Genomic DNA, 17,619 nt, shown 5'->3' on the forward strand with positions numbered 1-17,619 from the left:
TTATGGTTATGAGTTAGATGAGTCAACAACCTATTCCTCAAGCCACATCCTCTTTGGAGATGTGGCTTGATTATTTATCAAACATCCACACAAGCGCTATTGATCTTGGATTAGACCGAGTTCAGGCCGTCGCCTCTAAGGCAAACCTCACCAAACCTGCTCAACATGTTATTACTGTTGCCGGAACCAATGGCAAAGGCTCAACATGTGCACTGATGGAAGCGATTCTATTGGACGTTGGTTACTCAGTTGGTGTCTACAGCTCTCCTCACTTAATTCGCTATAACGAACGTGTGCGTATCAACGGCCAAGATCTATCTGATGAAAAGATGGTTCAGTCTTTCGATTTTATTGAGAAAGAGCGTGGCGAAATCAGCCTGAGCTTTTTCGAATATGGCACTTTAGCGGCGTTACGTGCATTTCAAATTGAAGCGGTTGATGTTGTGCTATTAGAAGTTGGTTTAGGCGGACGTCTAGACGCGACCAATATCGTTGAGCATGATGTTTCTGTGATTACTAGTTTGGCTGTCGACCATGTTGACTGGCTAGGTGATGACATCAATGTGATTGGTTTTGAGAAAGCCGGCATTTATCGTAGTGGTAAACCCGCTATTTGTGGTCAACCTAAACCACCGGCAACGGTTGCAGCGCACGCTGATGACATTAAGGCTGAGTTCTACCAAGTTGGCATTCAATACACCTACGATGTGGATGGTGATATTTGGAACTGGCGCAGCGGTGCATTCCAATTGGAGTCGCTACCGATTCCAAGTCTACCGCTACCAAACGCAGCAACCGCGTTGATGGCATTAGGTACATCAGAACTTAGCATCAGTGATGTGAATGTCGTTAATGGTATGAAGAACGCACAGCTTCCTGGGCGTATGCAGCAAATTAGCGATCAACCTGTGATTGTTCTTGATGTGGCACACAACCCACATTCCGCTGAGTACTTTGCACAGCAAGTAACGAAGCAATACGCAGGCAAAAATTTACACGTTGTAGTCGCTATGCTTCATGACAAAGATATTCCAGCGACATTGGAAGTATTGGCCCCTATCACAACACATTGGTATCCAGCTTCGTTGCAAGGCCCACGCGCAGCAACAGCGGCTGAATTGTGTCAAAGTCTGCCTGAAGGTGTAGAGCAGTATCTAAACCCTGTAGCAGCGTTTGAAGCGGCTTTAGCTTCTGTTAAAGGTGATGATGTTGTGTTGGTTGTCGGTTCTTTCCATACTGTGGGTGAAGTGTTGGAGCATTGGCAGAAAAAAGGAAACTAAATGGCAAGTAAATTCCAAAGCCGATTAGTCGGCACCATCATTTTAGTGGCCATTGGCGTGATTGTATTACCCGATGTGCTAGATGGTAAGAAGCTCCACTATAAAGAAGAGTTTGCAAGCATTCCGATTAAGCCTGAGCTTGATAGTAATGTTGAAGTGTTTGAAGTACTCGATCCCGTTGAAGATCAGATAGCGCTACCGGATTCTCCAGTTGAGCAAGTGGTTGAAAGTGGTCCTACTGATAATTCAAACACGCAAACCGCGTCTTCTTCCAATAATAAAGAAGCTGACAAAGTGGCAGTAGTAGTTAAGCCAGTACCGGAAAAAAATGAATACCAAGACAGTGCTTGGATTATTCAATTGATGGCTTTGAAGAATGCTGACAACGCAAAAAACGTTGTTGAGGATCTGCAAAAGCGTGGTTATCAGGCTCACACCAAGCAAGAAAAAACTTTTACGCGAGTAATTATTGGCCCGGATGTCTCTAAATCCAAACTTGAGCGACAAATTAAGGAATTAGAAAAAATTACGGGTTCAAAAGGCCAATTGCTCAAATTTAAACCGTTAAATCCATAAGAAAACGTTTGCGTCAGCATTTTTTCTGTTAAAATGCGCGCCAACTTAAGATGAAGAATTCATGAATTGGTTAGATTTTGTCATTTTAGGCGTGATCGGCTTCTCTGCCGTGATCAGTTTAGTTCGTGGTTTCGCTAAAGAAGCCTTGTCACTCGTAATTTGGTTTGGAGCATTTTTTATTGCTAGCCAGTACTACGCTAAATTAGCGATGTACTTCACCAATATCGAAGATGAGATGTTTCGAAACGGAACTGCGATAGCAGCATTGTTTGTTGCAACGTTAGTTGTTGGTGCCTTAGTTAACTATGTCATCGGTCAGCTAGTTCAGAAAACAGGCCTGTCAGGTACAGACAGAATCCTCGGTGTCGTCTTTGGTGGCTTACGTGGTGTTTTGATTGTTTCTGCAGTGTTGTTTTTCATGGATGCGTTTACTGCATTCCCAAGTTCTGAGTGGTGGAAGAATTCGCAATTGGTTCCGGAATTTAGTCGAATCATTGCGCCGTTCTTCGAGCATTTACAAGCAACATCTAGTTTCTTATCTGGCGCGCTCTAGCGCCAGTTAATGTCGAAAAATCGAGGATTAGGACATGTGTGGTATTGTTGGAATCGTGGGTTCAACACCTGTAAACCAGTCTATTTATGACGCTTTAACGGTATTGCAGCATCGTGGCCAAGATGCCGCTGGTATTTGTACCATAGAAAGCAATCGTTTCCGTCTGCGTAAGGCGAACGGTTTAGTAAAAGATGTTTTTGAAGCAAAACACATGCAGCGCCTACAAGGTGAAGTTGGTATTGGCCATGTTCGTTATCCTACAGCGGGTAGTTCAAGTGCGTCTGAAGCTCAGCCTTTCTACGTAAACTCTCCTTTTGGCATTACGTTGGCGCACAACGGTAACCTGACGAACGCAAACGAAGTTCGTGAGAAGTTGTTCGAAAAAGACCGTCGCCATGTAAACACAACCTCTGACTCTGAAGTTCTACTGAACGTATTGGCTCATGAGATCGATACTGTTAAAGGTAACGTGACTTCGGATGATGTTTTCCGCGCTGTGGCAAATGTGCACCGCACAATTCGCGGTGCTTACGCCGTAACTGCGATGATCATCGGCCACGGTATGATCGCATTCCGTGACCCACATGGTATTCGTCCACTGTGTCTTGGTAAGCGTGAAGTTAATGGTAAAACAGAGTACATGGTTGCGTCTGAATCGGTAGCACTCGATGCTGTTGGCTTCGACTTCATGCGCGACGTAGCGCCAGGTGAAGCTATCTACGCAACATTCGACGGTGAGCTTTTCACTAAGCAATGTGCAGACAACCCACAACTAAACCCATGTATCTTTGAGTTTGTATACTTTGCACGCCCAGATTCATTCATCGATAAAATCTCGGTTTACAGCGCACGCGTTGAGATGGGTGAGATGCTTGGTAAGCGTATTAAAGAAGAGTACGCAGACTTAGATATTGATGTGGTTATCCCAATCCCTGAAACATCAAACGATATTGCGCTGCGAATCGCTCAAGCGATCAATAAGCCATACCGTCAAGGTTTCGTAAAAAACCGTTATGTTGGCCGCACGTTCATTATGCCTGGTCAGCAACAGCGTAAGAAGTCGGTTCGCCGTAAGCTGAACGCAATCCGTTCTGAGTTTAAAGGTAAGAACGTTCTATTGGTTGATGACTCTATCGTTCGCGGCACAACATCAGAGCAGATCATTGAAATGGCTCGTGATTCTGGCGCAAACAAAGTGTTCATGGTTTCAGCAGCTCCAGAGGTTCGCTTCCCTAACGTTTACGGTATTGATATGCCGAGCGCGACAGAGCTGATTGCTCATGGTCGTGATAACGAAACGATTTGTAAGCAGATTGGCGCAGATGCCTTGATTTTCCAAACACTACCAGATCTGATTTCGGCAGTGGGCATGGGCAATCAAGACATTTCTCGTTTCGATACTTCTGTATTTAACGGCGAGTATGTAACGGGTGATATCGACCAAGCGTACCTAGATTTCCTAGACTCTTTGCGTAATGACGACTCAAAGGTTCAGCGTGAGATTCAACAAGATCTAGCGAACCTAGAGTTACACAACGAAGGTGCTTAGTTTTCGTTAGTGGCAAGAATATAAAAAACCAGAGCATCGGCTCTGGTTTTTTTGTTTACGGAGAAGGGGATTTACCTTAATGAATGTGGTACGCGATCACAAAATCAATAAACAATCTAACTTTCTCTGGTAGATGGTCTTTGTGGTTATAAAGCATGTAAATATCACGAGGGTTAGCGCTCCAGTCTTCTAAAACTTGGACTAAGCTGCCATCTTCAATGTATTCACGGATCATCACGTCAGGCATTAGGGTGATACCTAGGCCTTCTGAACAGGCTTGTCTCACGACATTAAGCGCATTCGCATTGAAACGGCCTTTCTCGCTATTCACCACCGTCTCTTCATTCGAATTACTCAGCTGCCACTTAATCAGCGGGTAGCCTTTGAGTAGCGAATGGTTCGCTAGCTCTTCAGCATGGCTTGGTGCTGGGTTCTTCGCTAAATACTCAGGGCTCGCGATAAGAATATCTTTTACTTCACTGATTTTTCGAGCGATTAGGCTTGAATCACGTTGTGGGCCGACACGGAAAATCACGTCCCACTCAGTTGGGTCCAGCTGATCCGCTTGGTTGTTCATCATCAGCTCAATATTGATATCAGGGTATTGAGTCATGAAATCGCTGAACATTGGCATCATCATGCGCTTGGTCAGGTTGGAAGGTGCCGTAATACGAATCTTACCGGAAGCTCCTTTGCACACGTCAGTTAACTCTTCAGCAGTAGAAGAGAGACGCTGCAATAACGGAGAGCATTCATTGTAGAAACGTTCGCCAGCCTCTGTTAAAGAAAGTTTACGCGCGTGTCTATTGAGAAGCCTAAGGTTCAAAGAGTCTTCTAAGGCTTGGATGCGTCGTGTGATGGTCGCAACCGGAATCATAGTCTTGCGCGATGTTGCGGTGTAGCTCCCATTTTCAACGACGAGTCGAAAGAGGTTTAAATCATCTAATTTCATAAATCCAGACACATTTGTTTACAATCTCATCTAATTTATACGTAACAGTGAGATCAATGTTTGCGTTACGTCAACTCGTTGCACTATTTACAAGTATTCCAACCCTCGTCACGAATTACCAGCAAAGAGTGCAAATTTGTGTATTTAGCATTTTATTACTAAGTTTTATATTAGTTCTTAGAACAGATAACAATAATAATTCGACTTAGTTTTGTGAGGTTATAGATTATGTACAAAACTCACAGTCAGCCAGTAATGACCTCGGCTCAGGAAGTAATTAACCAAAAATGCGTGATGTTGGTTGATGATGATCCTATTTTTCGCCGGATAACCAGCGCATACCTAGACAAGGTTGGTTATAAAGTGGTTGAGGCTGAAAATGGGCTGGACGCTCTGCAAAAGCTTAGAGACTCAGCGCCAGATTTAATTGTGTGTGACTTATCAATGCCGATACTTGATGGCATCGAGCTTGTGGAAGAGCTCAGTTTAGAGTACCCGTCGCTGCCTATGATCGTTGTGTCCGGCACAGATGACATGTCTGATGTAGCGAAAGCATTGCGATTTGGTATTAAAGATTTTTTAGCGAAACCGTTAGAGGATCACGGTCACTTAGGAAGTGCGATTGCGAATACATTGACAGATTCGTTCGATAACATTTCAGACCAACGAGATTTTTCAAGCCAATGGTTCTGCGTTGATGACGGGGGAGAGATCCCTGAAGACCAAGAGCTACATTGGCACCTGAATTACCTGCAAGAGAACCCTAGTGCGGCAAGAGACTTATTGCACGCGTTGCTACCAGAGAAAGACACACGACAAGGTTCATGGCGTTGCAGTTACCGACTACTGCAATCAACAGAGATGATGCCACTCGTCTTTGATTATGCTTGGATGATGAATGGGCAATTTGCTTTTTACCTCGTTGATTCGTCTTCTGCCGATAATGGCAGTTCAGCGTCAACACTTCTGGTGAGAGCCTTATTCCACGATTACATAAGAAATCGAAAAGATTTTAATGTTGATCTCAAAGATATTGCCGAGATTTTAGAGAAGGGGATTGAGTGCTCGAAATGCGCAACGCCCGTTAACGCTTTGTTTGGTGTCGCCAATCTTGCCGAGGGTACTATCTCTATTTTGCCTGCGGGTTTAGATGGACAATGGTCTAATGGTGAATTGAATCAACATATTGCCGCGGGCGAACGCTTAGGTGAGAATTGTAAGAAGAACTTCATTACACGGGATCTGCCGATTGAACAGGGCTGCCAACTTTCGTTGAGCCTGCTTGGTTCGGCGAGTTTTAGCTTAGACATACATCAAGGGTCTACTGATTAACCCTATATTTCCTCGGTTTTTGTGAATAATTGATTAAGGTATAGTTGCGCAAATGGTGTTGCTATGCCTTTTTTGTTAAATGTCGATTTAGCAAAGCGGGTTTGGTTCGCCAGACACTTACCTTTACTAACAAAAACAAGAAGTAATCATGGCAGATAACAAAGACTTTCAAGACCCGTTTAATGTATTCTACTTTTTAGGATTTTTAGCCGCATTTTTAATGATTCCATTGCTACCAGCAACACTTACGTTGATCCGTGTATTCAATGGTTACGCAACATTCTAGTGACGTTATCTTCGCCAATTGGCGATAGCTAACTCAAGGAGGCCACAATTAGCGTTCGAGTTTTAAGCCTCAATATTGCTGGTGGCCTTTGTATATTTCTTGCAGTTTTAGGGATAGTTTTACCCGTTCTGCCCACAACACCTTTCCTCCTTCTTGCTAGCGCATGCTTCATGCGAAGTAACCCTAAAGTTCACAAATGGATGCATGAGCATAAAACGCTCGGCCCGTTACTGAACAATTGGTATCAGCACGGTGCTGTGACTAAACAAGTTAAAACGCGTGGCGTATTCTTTATCTTGTTGAGTTTTGCGTTATCGATCTACTTTGCCCCTATCATTTGGGTCAAGGCTTTCCTAATTTGCGTACTTGTTATTCTTCTCACATGGTTTATGCGACTTCCAACTCATGAGTTGGTTGCTGACAGCAAAGAAAATCACTACCATTAAGCCAGTGTGCCTGCTTGTATAGCGGGCGTTTATTATTTCAGCAACCAGAGTTATGACTCTCGTTGCAATGAATACCAATCGTACCTTTCCTTAATTTCGAACGTTGATGTTTAATTCGTTAACGAGAGTTTGGAAAGCGGCCTAATGAAGTGCATAAGATTATGAACACAGAAAAAATCTCTCTGATCAAAGCAAGCATCAAAAGCATTCCTGATTACCCTAAAGCGGGTATTTTGTTCCGTGACGTAACAAGCTTGATGGAAGATCCAGCAGCTTACAAAGCGACTATCGATCTGCTAGCGGAAACATACAAGGACATGGGCTTTACTAAGATCGTTGGTACTGAAGCTCGTGGTTTCCTATTTGGTGCGCCTTTGGCACTTGAGCTAGGTGTTGGTTTTATCCCTGTTCGTAAACCGGGCAAGCTGCCTCGTGAAACTGTGGCACAATCTTATGAGCTTGAGTACGGCACTGATACGCTAGAAATCCACACTGACGCTATCGTTGAAGGCGATAAAGTGTTGATGGTTGATGATTTGCTAGCAACGGGCGGTACGATTGAAGCAACAACAAAGTTGATTCGTCAGCTAGGTGGTGTGGTAGAACACGCTGCATTTGTTATTAACCTTCCAGAAATCGGTGGTGACAAGCGCTTACAAGGCTTAGGTCTAGAAGTGTTTAGCATCTGCGAATTCGACGGTCACTAATCCTTTTCGGAATTATTCATGAGCTATCTTGCGTTAGCGCGAAAATGGCGACCAACCAAATTTAAAGAAGTGGTTGGTCAAGCCCATGTTTTAACAGCATTAGAGAATGCACTTAGCCAAAACAGGTTGCATCATGCATACTTGTTCAGCGGGACTCGAGGTGTCGGTAAAACGACTATCGGCCGTTTATTTGCTAAGGGTCTAAACTGTGAAACAGGCATTACCTCTACACCTTGTGGTGAATGTGCAACCTGTAAAGAGATCGATGAAGGTCGTTTTGTTGACTTGCTAGAGATCGATGCGGCATCACGTACAAAGGTAGAAGATACCCGCGAGCTTCTGGACAATGTTCAGTACAAGCCGGCGCGTGGTCGCTTCAAAGTTTACCTTATCGATGAAGTACACATGCTTTCTAGGCATAGTTTCAACGCGCTTCTAAAGACGTTAGAAGAGCCGCCTGAGTATGTGAAATTCTTGCTCGCAACGACCGATCCACAAAAGCTTCCTGTGACTATCTTGTCGCGTTGTCTGCAGTTCCATCTTAAGCCGATCAGCGTTGATAATATTCACGAGCAGCTTGACCACATTCTTGAACAAGAGAGTGTGACGTCTGAGTCTCGTGCGCTTGGGATGATTGCTCATGCTGCTGACGGCAGTATGCGTGATGCGCTAAGCCTTACGGACCAAGCTATCGCATTAGGTAACGGCAATGTCGTGACAGACACCGTGGCTCACATGCTTGGCACGCTAGATACCGACCAAGCTATCCACTTGCTTGAAGCGATCAGCAGTAAGCAGCCACAACAAGCGATGGCGTGTATCCAAAGTCTTGCTGAGAATGGCGTAGAGTGGGATGGTTTGTTGAATCAGCTTGCGACTCAACTGCATCGTTTGGCGATGTTCCAAGCTCTGCCGTCAACCTTAGATAAAGCACAGCCGGATGCTGAGAAGCTAGAACTGTTGAGTAAAGCGCTAAGTCCACAAGACATTCAACTCTACTACCAGATCGTGTTGAAGGGTCGTGAAGACTTACCATTATCGCCAACCGCTCGCGTTGGTATTGAGATGGTGGTTTTACGCATGTTGGCATTTAGACCGGCTGAACAAGCGGTTGCTACGGTAATCTCGACTCAGTCAACAAGTCCAGCGCCAGCAGCTCAAGCTCAGAGCGTTGCTCAGCCTGTTAGCCAATCTGCGCCAATGGCAGCTCCGAGACAGCCTCAGATGCAACAACAGGCGCCTCAACAGCAGCCTATGCAGCAGCAACCCGTACAACAGGCTCCGCAGCAGAATCAAGCACAGTATTCAGATTCGCAAGGTTACGCTGATCACTCAGGCAACCAAGGTTATCCAGAGCAGGATTACCCGCATAGCCAGTATGACGCGCCTCCTGCTTATGATGAGCGTCCAAGTTACGGTGCAGAGCAGCCTCAGCAGCAACAAACGAATTATCAAAACCAGAGTCCGGTTCAACAGCCAAGCGCTGCACCTTCTGCTCCGCAAGAGCAGCCAGCGCGTGCAACTTCGCCTGTGAGTGGTTTACGCCACCAATTACGTTCTCAACGTAGAGGCAGTTCGGCAACAGAAAACAAAGGCTCGGCGCCAAAAAAGGCTAAAGCGACACCAGCTAAAACTTCAGTTCTTGATCGAGTTGCTCAGCAACACGGTGGTTCTGAGCGGGTGTCGCCAGCTTCTTTATCAGCCTCTTCGACAGAAAATGTGACCAACGATAATGAACCTTATCGCTGGAAACCGTCTAAACCTGTAGTGAAAGAGGTGAGCAAAGAGCTTACACCTACTCAGATCAAGCGTGCGTTAGAGCATATTAAGACACCAGAAATGGTCGATAAATTGCTTCAAGAGTCGATTGCTCAAGATGAATGGTCCGCTACGATTCAAAAGCTAGAGACAGCCAAGCTTGTTGAACAGTTAGCATTGAACTCAGTGTTTGCTAAAAACGACACATCAATCACTTTAACGTTAAGGGCGAGCCAAGCTCACTTGAATACGGACCGTGCACAGAGTGAGCTATTGCAGTCTCTCAATACAGTGCTCGGAGAAGAGTGTCATTTGAGTGTTGAAATCGGTGATGGTGGAGAAACACCACTAGAATTACGAGAAAGGTTGTACCAAGGCAAGTTGAAAGACGCGTTTACCAGTTTGGAAAACGATGCCAACGTACAGTTTATCGAAAGACGTTTTGCTGCAGAACTCGACAGAGACAGCGTTCGTCCTATCTAGAACATTTTCTCGTTTAGTGACTTGCATATCATCCCAGATAAGCAAATCTGAGAACTGAACATCGAGGGGTTGAATCGCACTGGCTTAACCCCCATTTAAGCACGTATAGCTTAATTAATTTTAATAAACCAATTAGACCAGAGAGTATTAACATGTTTGGTAAAGGCGGTATGGGCAACATGATGAAGCAAGCCCAGCAAATGCAAGAGCGCATGCAAAAGCTTCAAGAAGAAATCGCAAATATGGAAGTTACAGGTGAGTCAGGTGCTGGCCTTGTAAAAGTAACGATCACTGGTAGCCACAGCGTTCGCCGTGTTGATATCGATGAAAGCCTAATGGAAGACGATAAAGAGATGCTTGAAGATCTTATCGCTGCTGCTTTCAACGATGCGGCTCGTCGCGTTGAAGAAACTCAAAAAGAGAAAATGGCTAGCGTAACTGGCGGAATGCAACTTCCACCAGGTATGAAGATGCCTTTCTAAGAAACTATTTCTAAAGGTTTATTCAAGCTGCGGTTTATCTTGAGTAAATCGTTACTTGAAAATTAGAACGGTTAAATATGCGTACCAGTCATATGCTGGAGCATTTGATGGAGGCCTTACGTTGTCTACCTGGGGTTGGCCCCAAGTCGGCGCAGCGTATGGCCTTTCATTTGTTACAGCGCGATAGAAAAGGCGGCCTACAGTTGGCTGAAGCTCTTAGCCAAGCAATGACCGAAATTGGTCACTGTAATGAGTGCCGTACTTTTACTGAAGAAGATACCTGCCACATTTGTACCAATCCTAAACGTCAGGAAAATGGTCAAATCTGTGTAGTAGAGAGCCCAGCAGACATTGCAGCTATCGAAGCAACAGGCCAATATTCTGGTCGTTACTTTGTGCTTATGGGTCACCTTTCACCACTTGATGGTATTGGTCCAAGTGATATCGGTCTCGATGTTCTGGACTACCGCTTACGCCGTGGTGATATCTCTGAAGTAATCCTAGCGACTAACCCAACAGTTGAAGGGGAAGCGACAGCGCACTACATTGCTGAGCTATGTAATGCCCATGAAGTGAACGCAAGCCGTATCGCTCATGGTGTTCCCGTTGGTGGTGAGCTAGAGCTGGTGGATGGCACCACGCTTTCGCACTCCTTACTCGGTCGTCATAAGATCTAAAAAAGCCGCTTGGTGAATCATCACTAAGCGGCTTTTTCTTTATTAAAGCAGTCTGAATATCTTCCCTATATTCACTTCAACTGAATATGACTAACCCAGTTAGAATCGGTAGTCGACAGACACGGTAAATTCGCTGTTATTTGGAACCGATAGTTTCACATCTTCTACTGACTCAGAATATGATTCAAACATATGGCGATATTGGAAATCGGCAGAAACGTTTTTCATGATCTTGTATTGAACACCTGCTTGAAGACCGAAAACAAAATCGGTTTCACTTCCACTTTCCTTTCCAAGCTCTGTATCTTTAATGGTTAGCTTATTTTTAACAAAACCTGTTGATGCACCACCGAAAACTGAGAAATCATTGTTCAGAGCATGAACATAGTCGTATGAAACTAAGAATTCAGTTTGGTTTAAGTCAAGAGTCGTAACATCTCCTTGTCCCCAGTTATAGTTGACCAGTTCATTGTCACCGGTGAAGTTAACTGTACCAGTAATTCGGTGATTTTCTTGAATATAAGCACCGCCACGAATGTGAAAAGCAGTGCCTTTGGCTGTTTCACTTTCTTTAAAGCCAGGCCCTGAAATTTGAGCTTTAGCAGAGTGGTAGCCTAAACCACCACCTACAAAAAACTCGGTCTTAATTGGTTCTGGCATTAATTCTGGGGTTGGTGCTGATTCACTAGCGAAAACTGTTGTTGCCGTTAAAGAAGAGATTGCTAGTACAAGTAATGTTTTTTTCATTGTTATGTCCATCGGTATAGGGAATGAGGTGCATTATGCGTAGCCCAGATACCTGCGGCTAATGATTCGATGGAATAGTCTTGTTAACCAAAAGTTATTAAGCTAATGGTGACAGGTGTGATAGGAAGATACAGATAGAGCTTGATAAGTAACTAAACGACATAAAACACAAAGCCGCTAATTTAGCGGCTTTGTGTTGATTGAATGTGTTTTTTGTGAATCAGAGAGCCTAATCAGAACCTCTTACCGCTTTGTAGATCATCGCGCCAATCACAGCACCAATAATCGGTGCCACCCAGAATAACCATAATTGCGAAATAGCCCAATCACCTACAAACACCGCCACACCAGTACTTCGAGCAGGGTTCACGGAGGTATTGGTTACAGGGATGCTGATAAGGTGGATCAAGGTTAAACAGAGACCTATTGCGATCGGTGCAAATCCAGCAGGTGCTTTCGAGTCCGTTGCACCCATAATCACGAAAAGAAACACCATGGTCATGACTACTTCACAAACGAGAGCTGCTGTGAGCGAGTAGCCGCCCGGTGAGTGCTCACCATAACCATTTGAAGCAAAGCCTGACGAGACAGCATCAAAACCAGCTTGGCCTGAAGCAATAACGAATAAAACGCCACCCGCAATAATACCGCCAATTACTTGGGCAATAATGTAGGGTGCAACATCTTTAGCATCAAAGCGACCACCACTCCACAGCCCGATAGTAACAGCAGGGTTGAGGTGGCAACCGGATATATGGCCAATAGCGAAAGCCATGGTGAGAACGGTTAAACCGAAGGCGAGGGAGACCCCGAGTAAGCCGATACCTACATCTGGAAAAGCAGCGGCCAACACGGCACTACCACAACCCCCTAATACCAACCAAAACGTACCGAACATTTCTGCGATATACCTATTCATAACTATCCTTATTAATCTTTACCAGTATCAATAAGATAGTTTAGATCTATCAAAGTTGTGAAATCTTGGGCATATATAAAAAGAAAAGTATTGTTAGGTTATTGCTTCGAGTTCAATCAGGTTATCAAGCGCTTCTTGATCTGTTTTACCACAGATGACAGGGCAAGCTTTAAATTGGTGACACACCTTAGGGCGTGAAGGTTGACCAAATAACTTACACAGATCTTGCTCATTTAATTGGATGCAGCGTACGCCAGCAGGCTTACCATTAGGCATTCCAGGAATTGCAGATGTAATACTTGGAGCGATACAACATGCTCCACAACCTAGGCGACATTCCATCAAATTAAACTCACTAAATAACAGGGTGCGCGATAGTAGCAAAAAATGATGAGAGTGACAGCTGTTGATTGAATCAAAGAATGAACAATTATTATCCTTGAACTTTTTATGGGCTAGCGGTATAACACGCACCCCAGTAAAAGAGTAAGAAGTAATCCTATGACGAATCCATTTTGGCAAGAAAAGACACTAGAGCAGATGACCGAGAACGAGTGGGAATCACTGTGTGACGGTTGTGGTAAGTGTTGCCTACATAAATTAATGGATGAAGATAGCGATGAAGTTTACTACACCAATGTGGCGTGTAGCTGGTTAAACGACAAAACATGTTCGTGTAAAGATTACCCGAACCGCTTCACTTCAGGTGAAGAGTGTTTAAAGCTGACTCGTGACAAGATCGATGAGTTTCACTGGCTACCAGACACTTGTGCTTACCGCCTTCTATCAGAATCTAAGCCGATCCCTGAGTGGCATCCATTGATCACCGGATCAAAAACGGAGATGCATGCAGCAGGTGAAAGCGTTCGTAATAAAGTGGTATACGAAATTGATGTTGTCGATTGGGAAGACCACATCCTGAATCACCCGAATCGCTAATTATTTTAAAACAGCCGCTCTTGAGCGGCTGTTTTGCTATTTGGCGTCGCCTAAATTTAAACTTACTTAGTTTAAAGGTTTAAAGGTTTAAAGGTTTTAAGACTTAAAAAATTAAAACAAAAAACGCCCCGAAGGGCGCTAAGTGAAACGAGCAAAAGAGATTCAGGCTAGTTTACTTGTTGTTTAATGTACTCACCCAGTTCTGAGTGGTGCATGATTTTTGAAACTGGCAATATCTTCTCTGCTGGGCCCCAAGCAAACACGTTCACTGGTGTGTGAGTATGTGTACCTGTACCCCAAACGATGTTTTGGCCTGTTGCTTGTTCGCGAGCAAGCAAGTTGCCACGGTCGTTATATGGGAAGAAAGCATCGAAATCGTTGATAGCAGGCACTTCTTCTGCTGATAAATATTTGTGTTGAGCCAATCGGTATGGATTCGGCTTACTCGCTAACACGTTTTTCGCTTGTTCCGCTGTGATAGGGAACTCACTACTTTTGTTAACGATTTCAGCGAGCTTTTCAGGTGTTTGCTGCGCTTTATCCAGCTTCTGAAATTCACTGATCATGCCGTAGTAGCTTTGCTTCTGATTATATAAACCATCAAGAATATTGAATGCGCCAAAGTTAAAGTTAGGTGCATAGTCGCGGTCGGCGAAGGCTTCACCAGAGCGTTTCTGTGGTTTTGGTAGGTCGTTAGAAGAGTAGCTGAAGCCAAAAGATCCTGTTTCGTGGTCTGCGGTCACAATCACGAGCGTGTCTTCACGATCTTTCGCCCATTCATACACAGTTTGGATCGCTTCATCGAACTTTAGTAATTCATGCAGCATCGTACCTGCATCGTTACTGTGGCCTGCCCAGTCTATTTGGCCACCTTCGACCATTAGGAAAAAGCCATCTTCATCTTTGGATAGGATGTTGAGCGCTTTTTGTGTCATCTCTTTCAAGCTTGGCTGAGTTCGTTCGCCACTCTTTTTCTTATTGCTATAAGCGATGCCATCGTCCATGCCTGAGTAGGCAAACAGACCAAGTAACTTTTCGCCTTTAGCGTCGTCTAGCATGTTGCGGTTAAACGCTAATTGGTAGCCGTCTTTCTCTGCTTCGGTAAGAAGGTTACGGTCGTCTTTACGCTTTGATTTTAGGTAAATGTCACCTTGAGTCAGTTGCTCAAGTTGCTTATAAGTTTCACCTTTGTCGTTGGTCGATTTAGGAATCCAATGACGTAGTCCTCCAGATAGCATCACATCGGCGCCCGTTGCTAGCATATCGGATGCGATTTGATTCTCTAAAGATCGGTGAGGTTGGTGAGCGGCAAAAGAAGCTGGAGTCGCGTGAGTTAAGCGCGTGTCGGAAACTAAGCCAGTCGCTTTGCCTGCTTTTTTCGCTTTCTCAAGTACTGTCTCAACATGGTTACCTTGGGAATCGATACCGATTACTTCTGAACCGCTGTAAATACCCGTTGCAAGCATGGTCGCAGAGCAAGCTGAATCCACTACGATTGCGTCTTCCGGATGTGTTAGGGATGAACCAATAACCCCTTCTTGAGCAAGTTGATAAAGGGCCGTTTTTTTCCCTTTATAGATGGAGTTTGGCGCTTGGTTTGCGTAGGTTTCCAATAAACCAACTTGCTGAGGTCCCATACCATCGCCAATCATCAGAATGACATTTTTGATTTCTGCTGAAAGTACGTTGAATGAGAGTGTAGAGGTTACCACTGCGGTAACAATTGGTTTCATAAAGTGCTTCATTAGTTATCCCTTTTTATATAAGCGGGATGATTAGAACACCGATTTGTGTCAAATTCGTTTCATATTTATTTCATCAATATGAAATTGAGCATTAACTCAAGTTTTTAGAAAAGCATAAAAAAAGGCTCACATTTCTGTGAGCCTTTGTCGTATTTAGGAGGGTCCAAATCAATGGACTGTGTCATGGCTAATGTCAAGCAAGCGGTAAGTCTGCAACCACCTGGTTGAACGTGATACGAGCATTCTGAGCTTGCTCAGATAACTCGATCTTTTTCGCTTGTGCGGCACTAAGATTACTCTCGGCCTGCTCAAGTGCTTGTTGTAGGTTCTCTGGTAACTCGTGAGTTTCCATTTGTGAACCTTGTTCTAACACATAAGCGCGAATTTCTTTCTTCACTGCGGCAAGTTCTGTGTAAGCAACACGCTCAAGTTCTGCGGCTTCTTGCGCAGCATCTTTTTCTTTCTCAAATTGAGCCAGTGCCATACCTTCAGCAGACCAAGGGTCCATGTCTGGTAGTTCTTCGATGTTGATCGTTGGCTCGATGTACGCATCTTGATGACGTAGGTCGAGGTTAGTCGCACGAACGGCTGAAATCATCAACATGACAGAGATAGCAAGCAGCGGTAGGCCACCAACAATCGCCGCCGTTTGTAGTGTACTTAGACCGCCTAGGAACATCAGGATCGTTGGCAAAAACGACAGAGTAAATGCCCAGAACATACGGTTCCAACGCATTGGTTCTTCAGTCACGTTGTTTTGAACCACAGACGCAAGAATGTATGAGATAGAGTCAAACGTCGTTGCTGTAAAGATGATACAAAGCAAAGTGAATACTGCGATAACTAGCGTGCTCATTGGCAGTTGTGCAAGCATCGAGAAGATAGCTTTGGTTGCGCCTTCTGCATTCAGGATGGCAACCACATCTAGCTCACCAGAAAGCTGAAGTGATAAGCCGTAGTTACCTAGAATCATGAAGAATAAGAAACAACCTAGAGAACCGAAGAAGATAGAACCTGACACCATTTGTTTGATGGTTCTGCCGCGAGAGATACGCGCAACAAACAGACCCATACTCGGTGCAAATACTAGCCACCATGCCCAGTAGAAAATCGTCCAGTCTTGTGGGAAGTGAGTGTTTTCGAATGTACCGTAGCCACCAAATGGTTCAGACCACGTTGCCATCACGAAGAAGTTAGACAGTAGACGACCAATTGAGTCTAACCCCGTTTCTAACATGAAGATTGTTGGACCTGCAATCAGAACGAAAGCCAGTAGGCCCATCGCACCCCAGAAGTTGATGTTACTTAGGATCTTGATGCCTTTTTCCAATCCAGCATAAGATGAGTAAGCAAAAATCGCAGTACACACTAAAAGCACCATCACTTGCGTTAGGTTATTTTTAGGTAGACCAAATAGGTGATTCAGACCTTCAGTGATAAGAGGAGCGGCTAAACCTAGCGTTGTTGCAGCGCCGCCTAATAGACCGAAAATGAAAAGGATATCGACGATTTTTCCAGGTACGCCTTTACTGCGGTGTTCACCAAGAACAGGCATTAACGCACTAGAGATCTTTAGAACTGGCTGTTTACGTACATAGAAGAAGTAAGCGATAGGAATCGCAGGGATCAGGTAGATAGACCAAGCGATTGGTCCCCAGTGAAACAGACCGTAAGTTGCCGCCCAACGAACTGCTTCTTCACTGCCAGGTTCTAGTTGGAAAGGCGGTGATTGGTAGTAGTAAGCCCACTCAATACAGCCCCAGTACAAGATACTAGCACCGATACCGCCACAAAATAGCATTGCAGCCCATGATGCTGTTTTGAATTCAGGCTCTTCATCAGCTTCGCCTAGTTTAATTTGTCCCATATCACTGAACACAACGTAAACCATAAATGCACAGGCAGCGAGGCCTAGCGCAAGATATAGAAATCCTAGTTGATCCGTCATGAATGTTTTCGCAACCGCAATCCAGTCTGCGCCCTGAGCTGGGAACAAAATGAGCGGGAAAACTATCGTGAGTAGGAGTGCAATCGCACCAAAGAAGGTAGGCTTATCAATAAGCTCAAAAGTGTTTTTCACGAGTATTATTCCATTAAAATGAGAGCGGAATTATGGAATGAACTCGTTTTTTAGACCAAATCTGGTCTGTTGTCGTGACGACAAATCGCTTTAATGCAGAGAGGAAGG

At 44.5% G+C, this 17,619-nt stretch carries 18 protein-coding genes; 12 read left to right on the plus strand and 6 right to left on the minus strand.

What is annotated here, in order from left to right; translation table 11 throughout:
- Positions 1–17 precede the first annotated feature (17 nt).
- From folC to purF, 4 genes are all read left to right on the plus strand, one after another.
- On the plus strand, positions 18–1,280 hold the full coding sequence (gene folC, locus CWO08_RS04490) for a bifunctional tetrahydrofolate synthase/dihydrofolate synthase (protein WP_108019974.1): 1,263 nt from the start codon (positions 18–20) through the stop codon (positions 1,278–1,280).
- The gene (locus CWO08_RS04495; protein WP_102433601.1) at positions 1,281–1,856 is read left to right on the plus strand and encodes an SPOR domain-containing protein; all 576 of its coding nucleotides are present in this window, start codon (positions 1,281–1,283) and stop codon (positions 1,854–1,856) included.
- Positions 1,857–1,917: 61 nt separating this feature from the next.
- Complete coding sequence (locus CWO08_RS04500; RefSeq protein ID WP_009848678.1) at positions 1,918–2,409, plus strand: CvpA family protein; 492 nt, start codon at positions 1,918–1,920, stop codon at positions 2,407–2,409.
- 34 nt (positions 2,410–2,443) lie between these two features.
- Positions 2,444–3,958 (plus strand): amidophosphoribosyltransferase, encoded by a 1,515-nt coding sequence (purF, locus tag CWO08_RS04505; RefSeq protein ID WP_048660823.1) that lies wholly within the window; start codon positions 2,444–2,446, stop codon positions 3,956–3,958.
- 76 nt (positions 3,959–4,034) lie between these two features.
- Here purF and CWO08_RS04510 read toward each other — a convergent pair whose 3' ends face one another.
- Complete coding sequence (locus CWO08_RS04510) at positions 4,035–4,910, minus strand: LysR family transcriptional regulator (protein WP_048660822.1); 876 nt, start codon at positions 4,908–4,910, stop codon at positions 4,035–4,037.
- Between the two features lie 228 nt (positions 4,911–5,138).
- Between CWO08_RS04510 and CWO08_RS04515 the strand changes: the two genes are divergently transcribed.
- From CWO08_RS04515 to recR, 7 genes are all read left to right on the plus strand, one after another.
- Entirely contained in the window at positions 5,139–6,242 is a 1,104-nt protein-coding gene (locus CWO08_RS04515) for a response regulator (protein WP_048660821.1), read from the plus strand.
- Positions 6,243–6,390: 148 nt separating this feature from the next.
- Positions 6,391–6,528 carry a hypothetical protein gene (locus CWO08_RS23925; RefSeq protein ID WP_017067606.1) on the plus strand — a complete coding sequence of 46 codons (138 nt, stop codon included), beginning with the start codon at positions 6,391–6,393 and terminating at the stop codon, positions 6,526–6,528.
- Between the two features lie 74 nt (positions 6,529–6,602).
- Positions 6,603–6,974 carry a YbaN family protein gene (locus tag CWO08_RS04520; RefSeq protein WP_029225617.1) on the plus strand — a complete coding sequence of 124 codons (372 nt, stop codon included), beginning with the start codon at positions 6,603–6,605 and terminating at the stop codon, positions 6,972–6,974.
- A 161-nt stretch (positions 6,975–7,135) separates the two neighbouring features.
- Complete coding sequence (gene apt, locus CWO08_RS04525; RefSeq protein WP_019823185.1) at positions 7,136–7,681, plus strand: adenine phosphoribosyltransferase; 546 nt, start codon at positions 7,136–7,138, stop codon at positions 7,679–7,681.
- Positions 7,682–7,699: 18 nt separating this feature from the next.
- Entirely contained in the window at positions 7,700–9,922 is a 2,223-nt protein-coding gene (gene dnaX / locus CWO08_RS04530) for a DNA polymerase III subunit gamma/tau (protein WP_057622326.1), read from the plus strand.
- Between the two features lie 152 nt (positions 9,923–10,074).
- Complete coding sequence (locus tag CWO08_RS04535) at positions 10,075–10,404, plus strand: YbaB/EbfC family nucleoid-associated protein (RefSeq protein ID WP_017062338.1); 330 nt, start codon at positions 10,075–10,077, stop codon at positions 10,402–10,404.
- A gap of 77 nt (positions 10,405–10,481) precedes the next feature.
- Entirely contained in the window at positions 10,482–11,081 is a 600-nt protein-coding gene (gene recR, locus CWO08_RS04540; RefSeq protein WP_019823189.1) for a recombination mediator RecR, read from the plus strand.
- Positions 11,082–11,180: 99 nt separating this feature from the next.
- Here the strand turns inward: recR and CWO08_RS04545 are convergent, their stop codons facing one another.
- The 3 genes from CWO08_RS04545 to CWO08_RS04555 all read right to left on the minus strand — a co-directional run bounded on the left by CWO08_RS04545 (position 11,181) and on the right by CWO08_RS04555 (position 13,089).
- The gene (locus CWO08_RS04545) at positions 11,181–11,828 is read right to left on the minus strand and encodes a porin family protein (protein ID WP_107898528.1); all 648 of its coding nucleotides are present in this window, start codon (positions 11,826–11,828) and stop codon (positions 11,181–11,183) included.
- Between the two features lie 229 nt (positions 11,829–12,057).
- Positions 12,058–12,747, minus strand: a complete 690-nt coding sequence (aqpZ, locus tag CWO08_RS04550) for an aquaporin Z (protein WP_102433604.1) — start codon at positions 12,745–12,747, stop codon at positions 12,058–12,060.
- A gap of 93 nt (positions 12,748–12,840) precedes the next feature.
- Complete coding sequence (locus CWO08_RS04555; protein WP_017059389.1) at positions 12,841–13,089, minus strand: YkgJ family cysteine cluster protein; 249 nt, start codon at positions 13,087–13,089, stop codon at positions 12,841–12,843.
- A 159-nt stretch (positions 13,090–13,248) separates the two neighbouring features.
- Here CWO08_RS04555 and CWO08_RS04560 point away from each other — a divergent pair, with 159 nt between their 5' ends.
- Positions 13,249–13,686: a YcgN family cysteine cluster protein gene (locus CWO08_RS04560; protein ID WP_017059388.1), complete on the plus strand. Its 438-nt coding sequence runs from the start codon at positions 13,249–13,251 to the stop codon at positions 13,684–13,686.
- Between the two features lie 167 nt (positions 13,687–13,853).
- On the opposite strand, the gene CWO08_RS04565 is transcribed toward CWO08_RS04560, so the two are convergent.
- Entirely contained in the window at positions 13,854–15,431 is a 1,578-nt protein-coding gene (locus CWO08_RS04565) for an alkaline phosphatase (RefSeq protein WP_102478344.1), read from the minus strand.
- Positions 15,432–15,624: 193 nt separating this feature from the next.
- Positions 15,625–17,511, minus strand: a complete 1,887-nt coding sequence (locus CWO08_RS04570; protein WP_108019975.1) for a BCCT family transporter — start codon at positions 17,509–17,511, stop codon at positions 15,625–15,627.
- Between the last annotated feature and the right edge of the window lie 108 nt (positions 17,512–17,619).

It is taken from the genome of Vibrio sp. 10N.286.48.B8 (assembly GCF_003050085.1).
GTDB classification, from domain to species: Bacteria; Pseudomonadota; Gammaproteobacteria; order Enterobacterales; family Vibrionaceae; genus Vibrio; species Vibrio crassostreae.

Excerpts from the sequence above, each read along its gene's own strand:
- CWO08_RS04495 (WP_102433601.1), top strand. The coding sequence starts at position 1,281 with ATGGCAAGTAAATTCCAAAGCCGATTAGTCGGCACCATCATTTTAGTG.
- CWO08_RS04545 (WP_107898528.1), bottom strand. The coding sequence starts at position 11,828 with ATGAAAAAAACATTACTTGTACTAGCAATCTCTTCTTTAACGGCAACA.
- CWO08_RS04510 (WP_048660822.1), bottom strand. The coding sequence starts at position 4,910 with ATGAAATTAGATGATTTAAACCTCTTTCGACTCGTCGTTGAAAATGGG.
- folC (WP_108019974.1), top strand. The coding sequence starts at position 18 with ATGAGTCAACAACCTATTCCTCAAGCCACATCCTCTTTGGAGATGTGG.
- CWO08_RS23925 (WP_017067606.1), top strand. The coding sequence starts at position 6,391 with ATGGCAGATAACAAAGACTTTCAAGACCCGTTTAATGTATTCTACTTT.
- CWO08_RS04560 (WP_017059388.1), top strand. The coding sequence starts at position 13,249 with ATGACGAATCCATTTTGGCAAGAAAAGACACTAGAGCAGATGACCGAG.
- CWO08_RS04500 (WP_009848678.1), top strand. The coding sequence starts at position 1,918 with ATGAATTGGTTAGATTTTGTCATTTTAGGCGTGATCGGCTTCTCTGCC.
- apt (WP_019823185.1), top strand. The coding sequence starts at position 7,136 with ATGAACACAGAAAAAATCTCTCTGATCAAAGCAAGCATCAAAAGCATT.
- CWO08_RS04515 (WP_048660821.1), top strand. The coding sequence starts at position 5,139 with ATGTACAAAACTCACAGTCAGCCAGTAATGACCTCGGCTCAGGAAGTA.
- CWO08_RS04565 (WP_102478344.1), bottom strand. The coding sequence starts at position 15,431 with ATGAAGCACTTTATGAAACCAATTGTTACCGCAGTGGTAACCTCTACA.
- CWO08_RS04555 (WP_017059389.1), bottom strand. The coding sequence starts at position 13,089 with ATGGAATGTCGCCTAGGTTGTGGAGCATGTTGTATCGCTCCAAGTATT.
- purF (WP_048660823.1), top strand. The coding sequence starts at position 2,444 with ATGTGTGGTATTGTTGGAATCGTGGGTTCAACACCTGTAAACCAGTCT.
- dnaX (WP_057622326.1), top strand. The coding sequence starts at position 7,700 with ATGAGCTATCTTGCGTTAGCGCGAAAATGGCGACCAACCAAATTTAAA.
- aqpZ (WP_102433604.1), bottom strand. The coding sequence starts at position 12,747 with ATGAATAGGTATATCGCAGAAATGTTCGGTACGTTTTGGTTGGTATTA.
- recR (WP_019823189.1), top strand. The coding sequence starts at position 10,482 with ATGCGTACCAGTCATATGCTGGAGCATTTGATGGAGGCCTTACGTTGT.
- CWO08_RS04535 (WP_017062338.1), top strand. The coding sequence starts at position 10,075 with ATGTTTGGTAAAGGCGGTATGGGCAACATGATGAAGCAAGCCCAGCAA.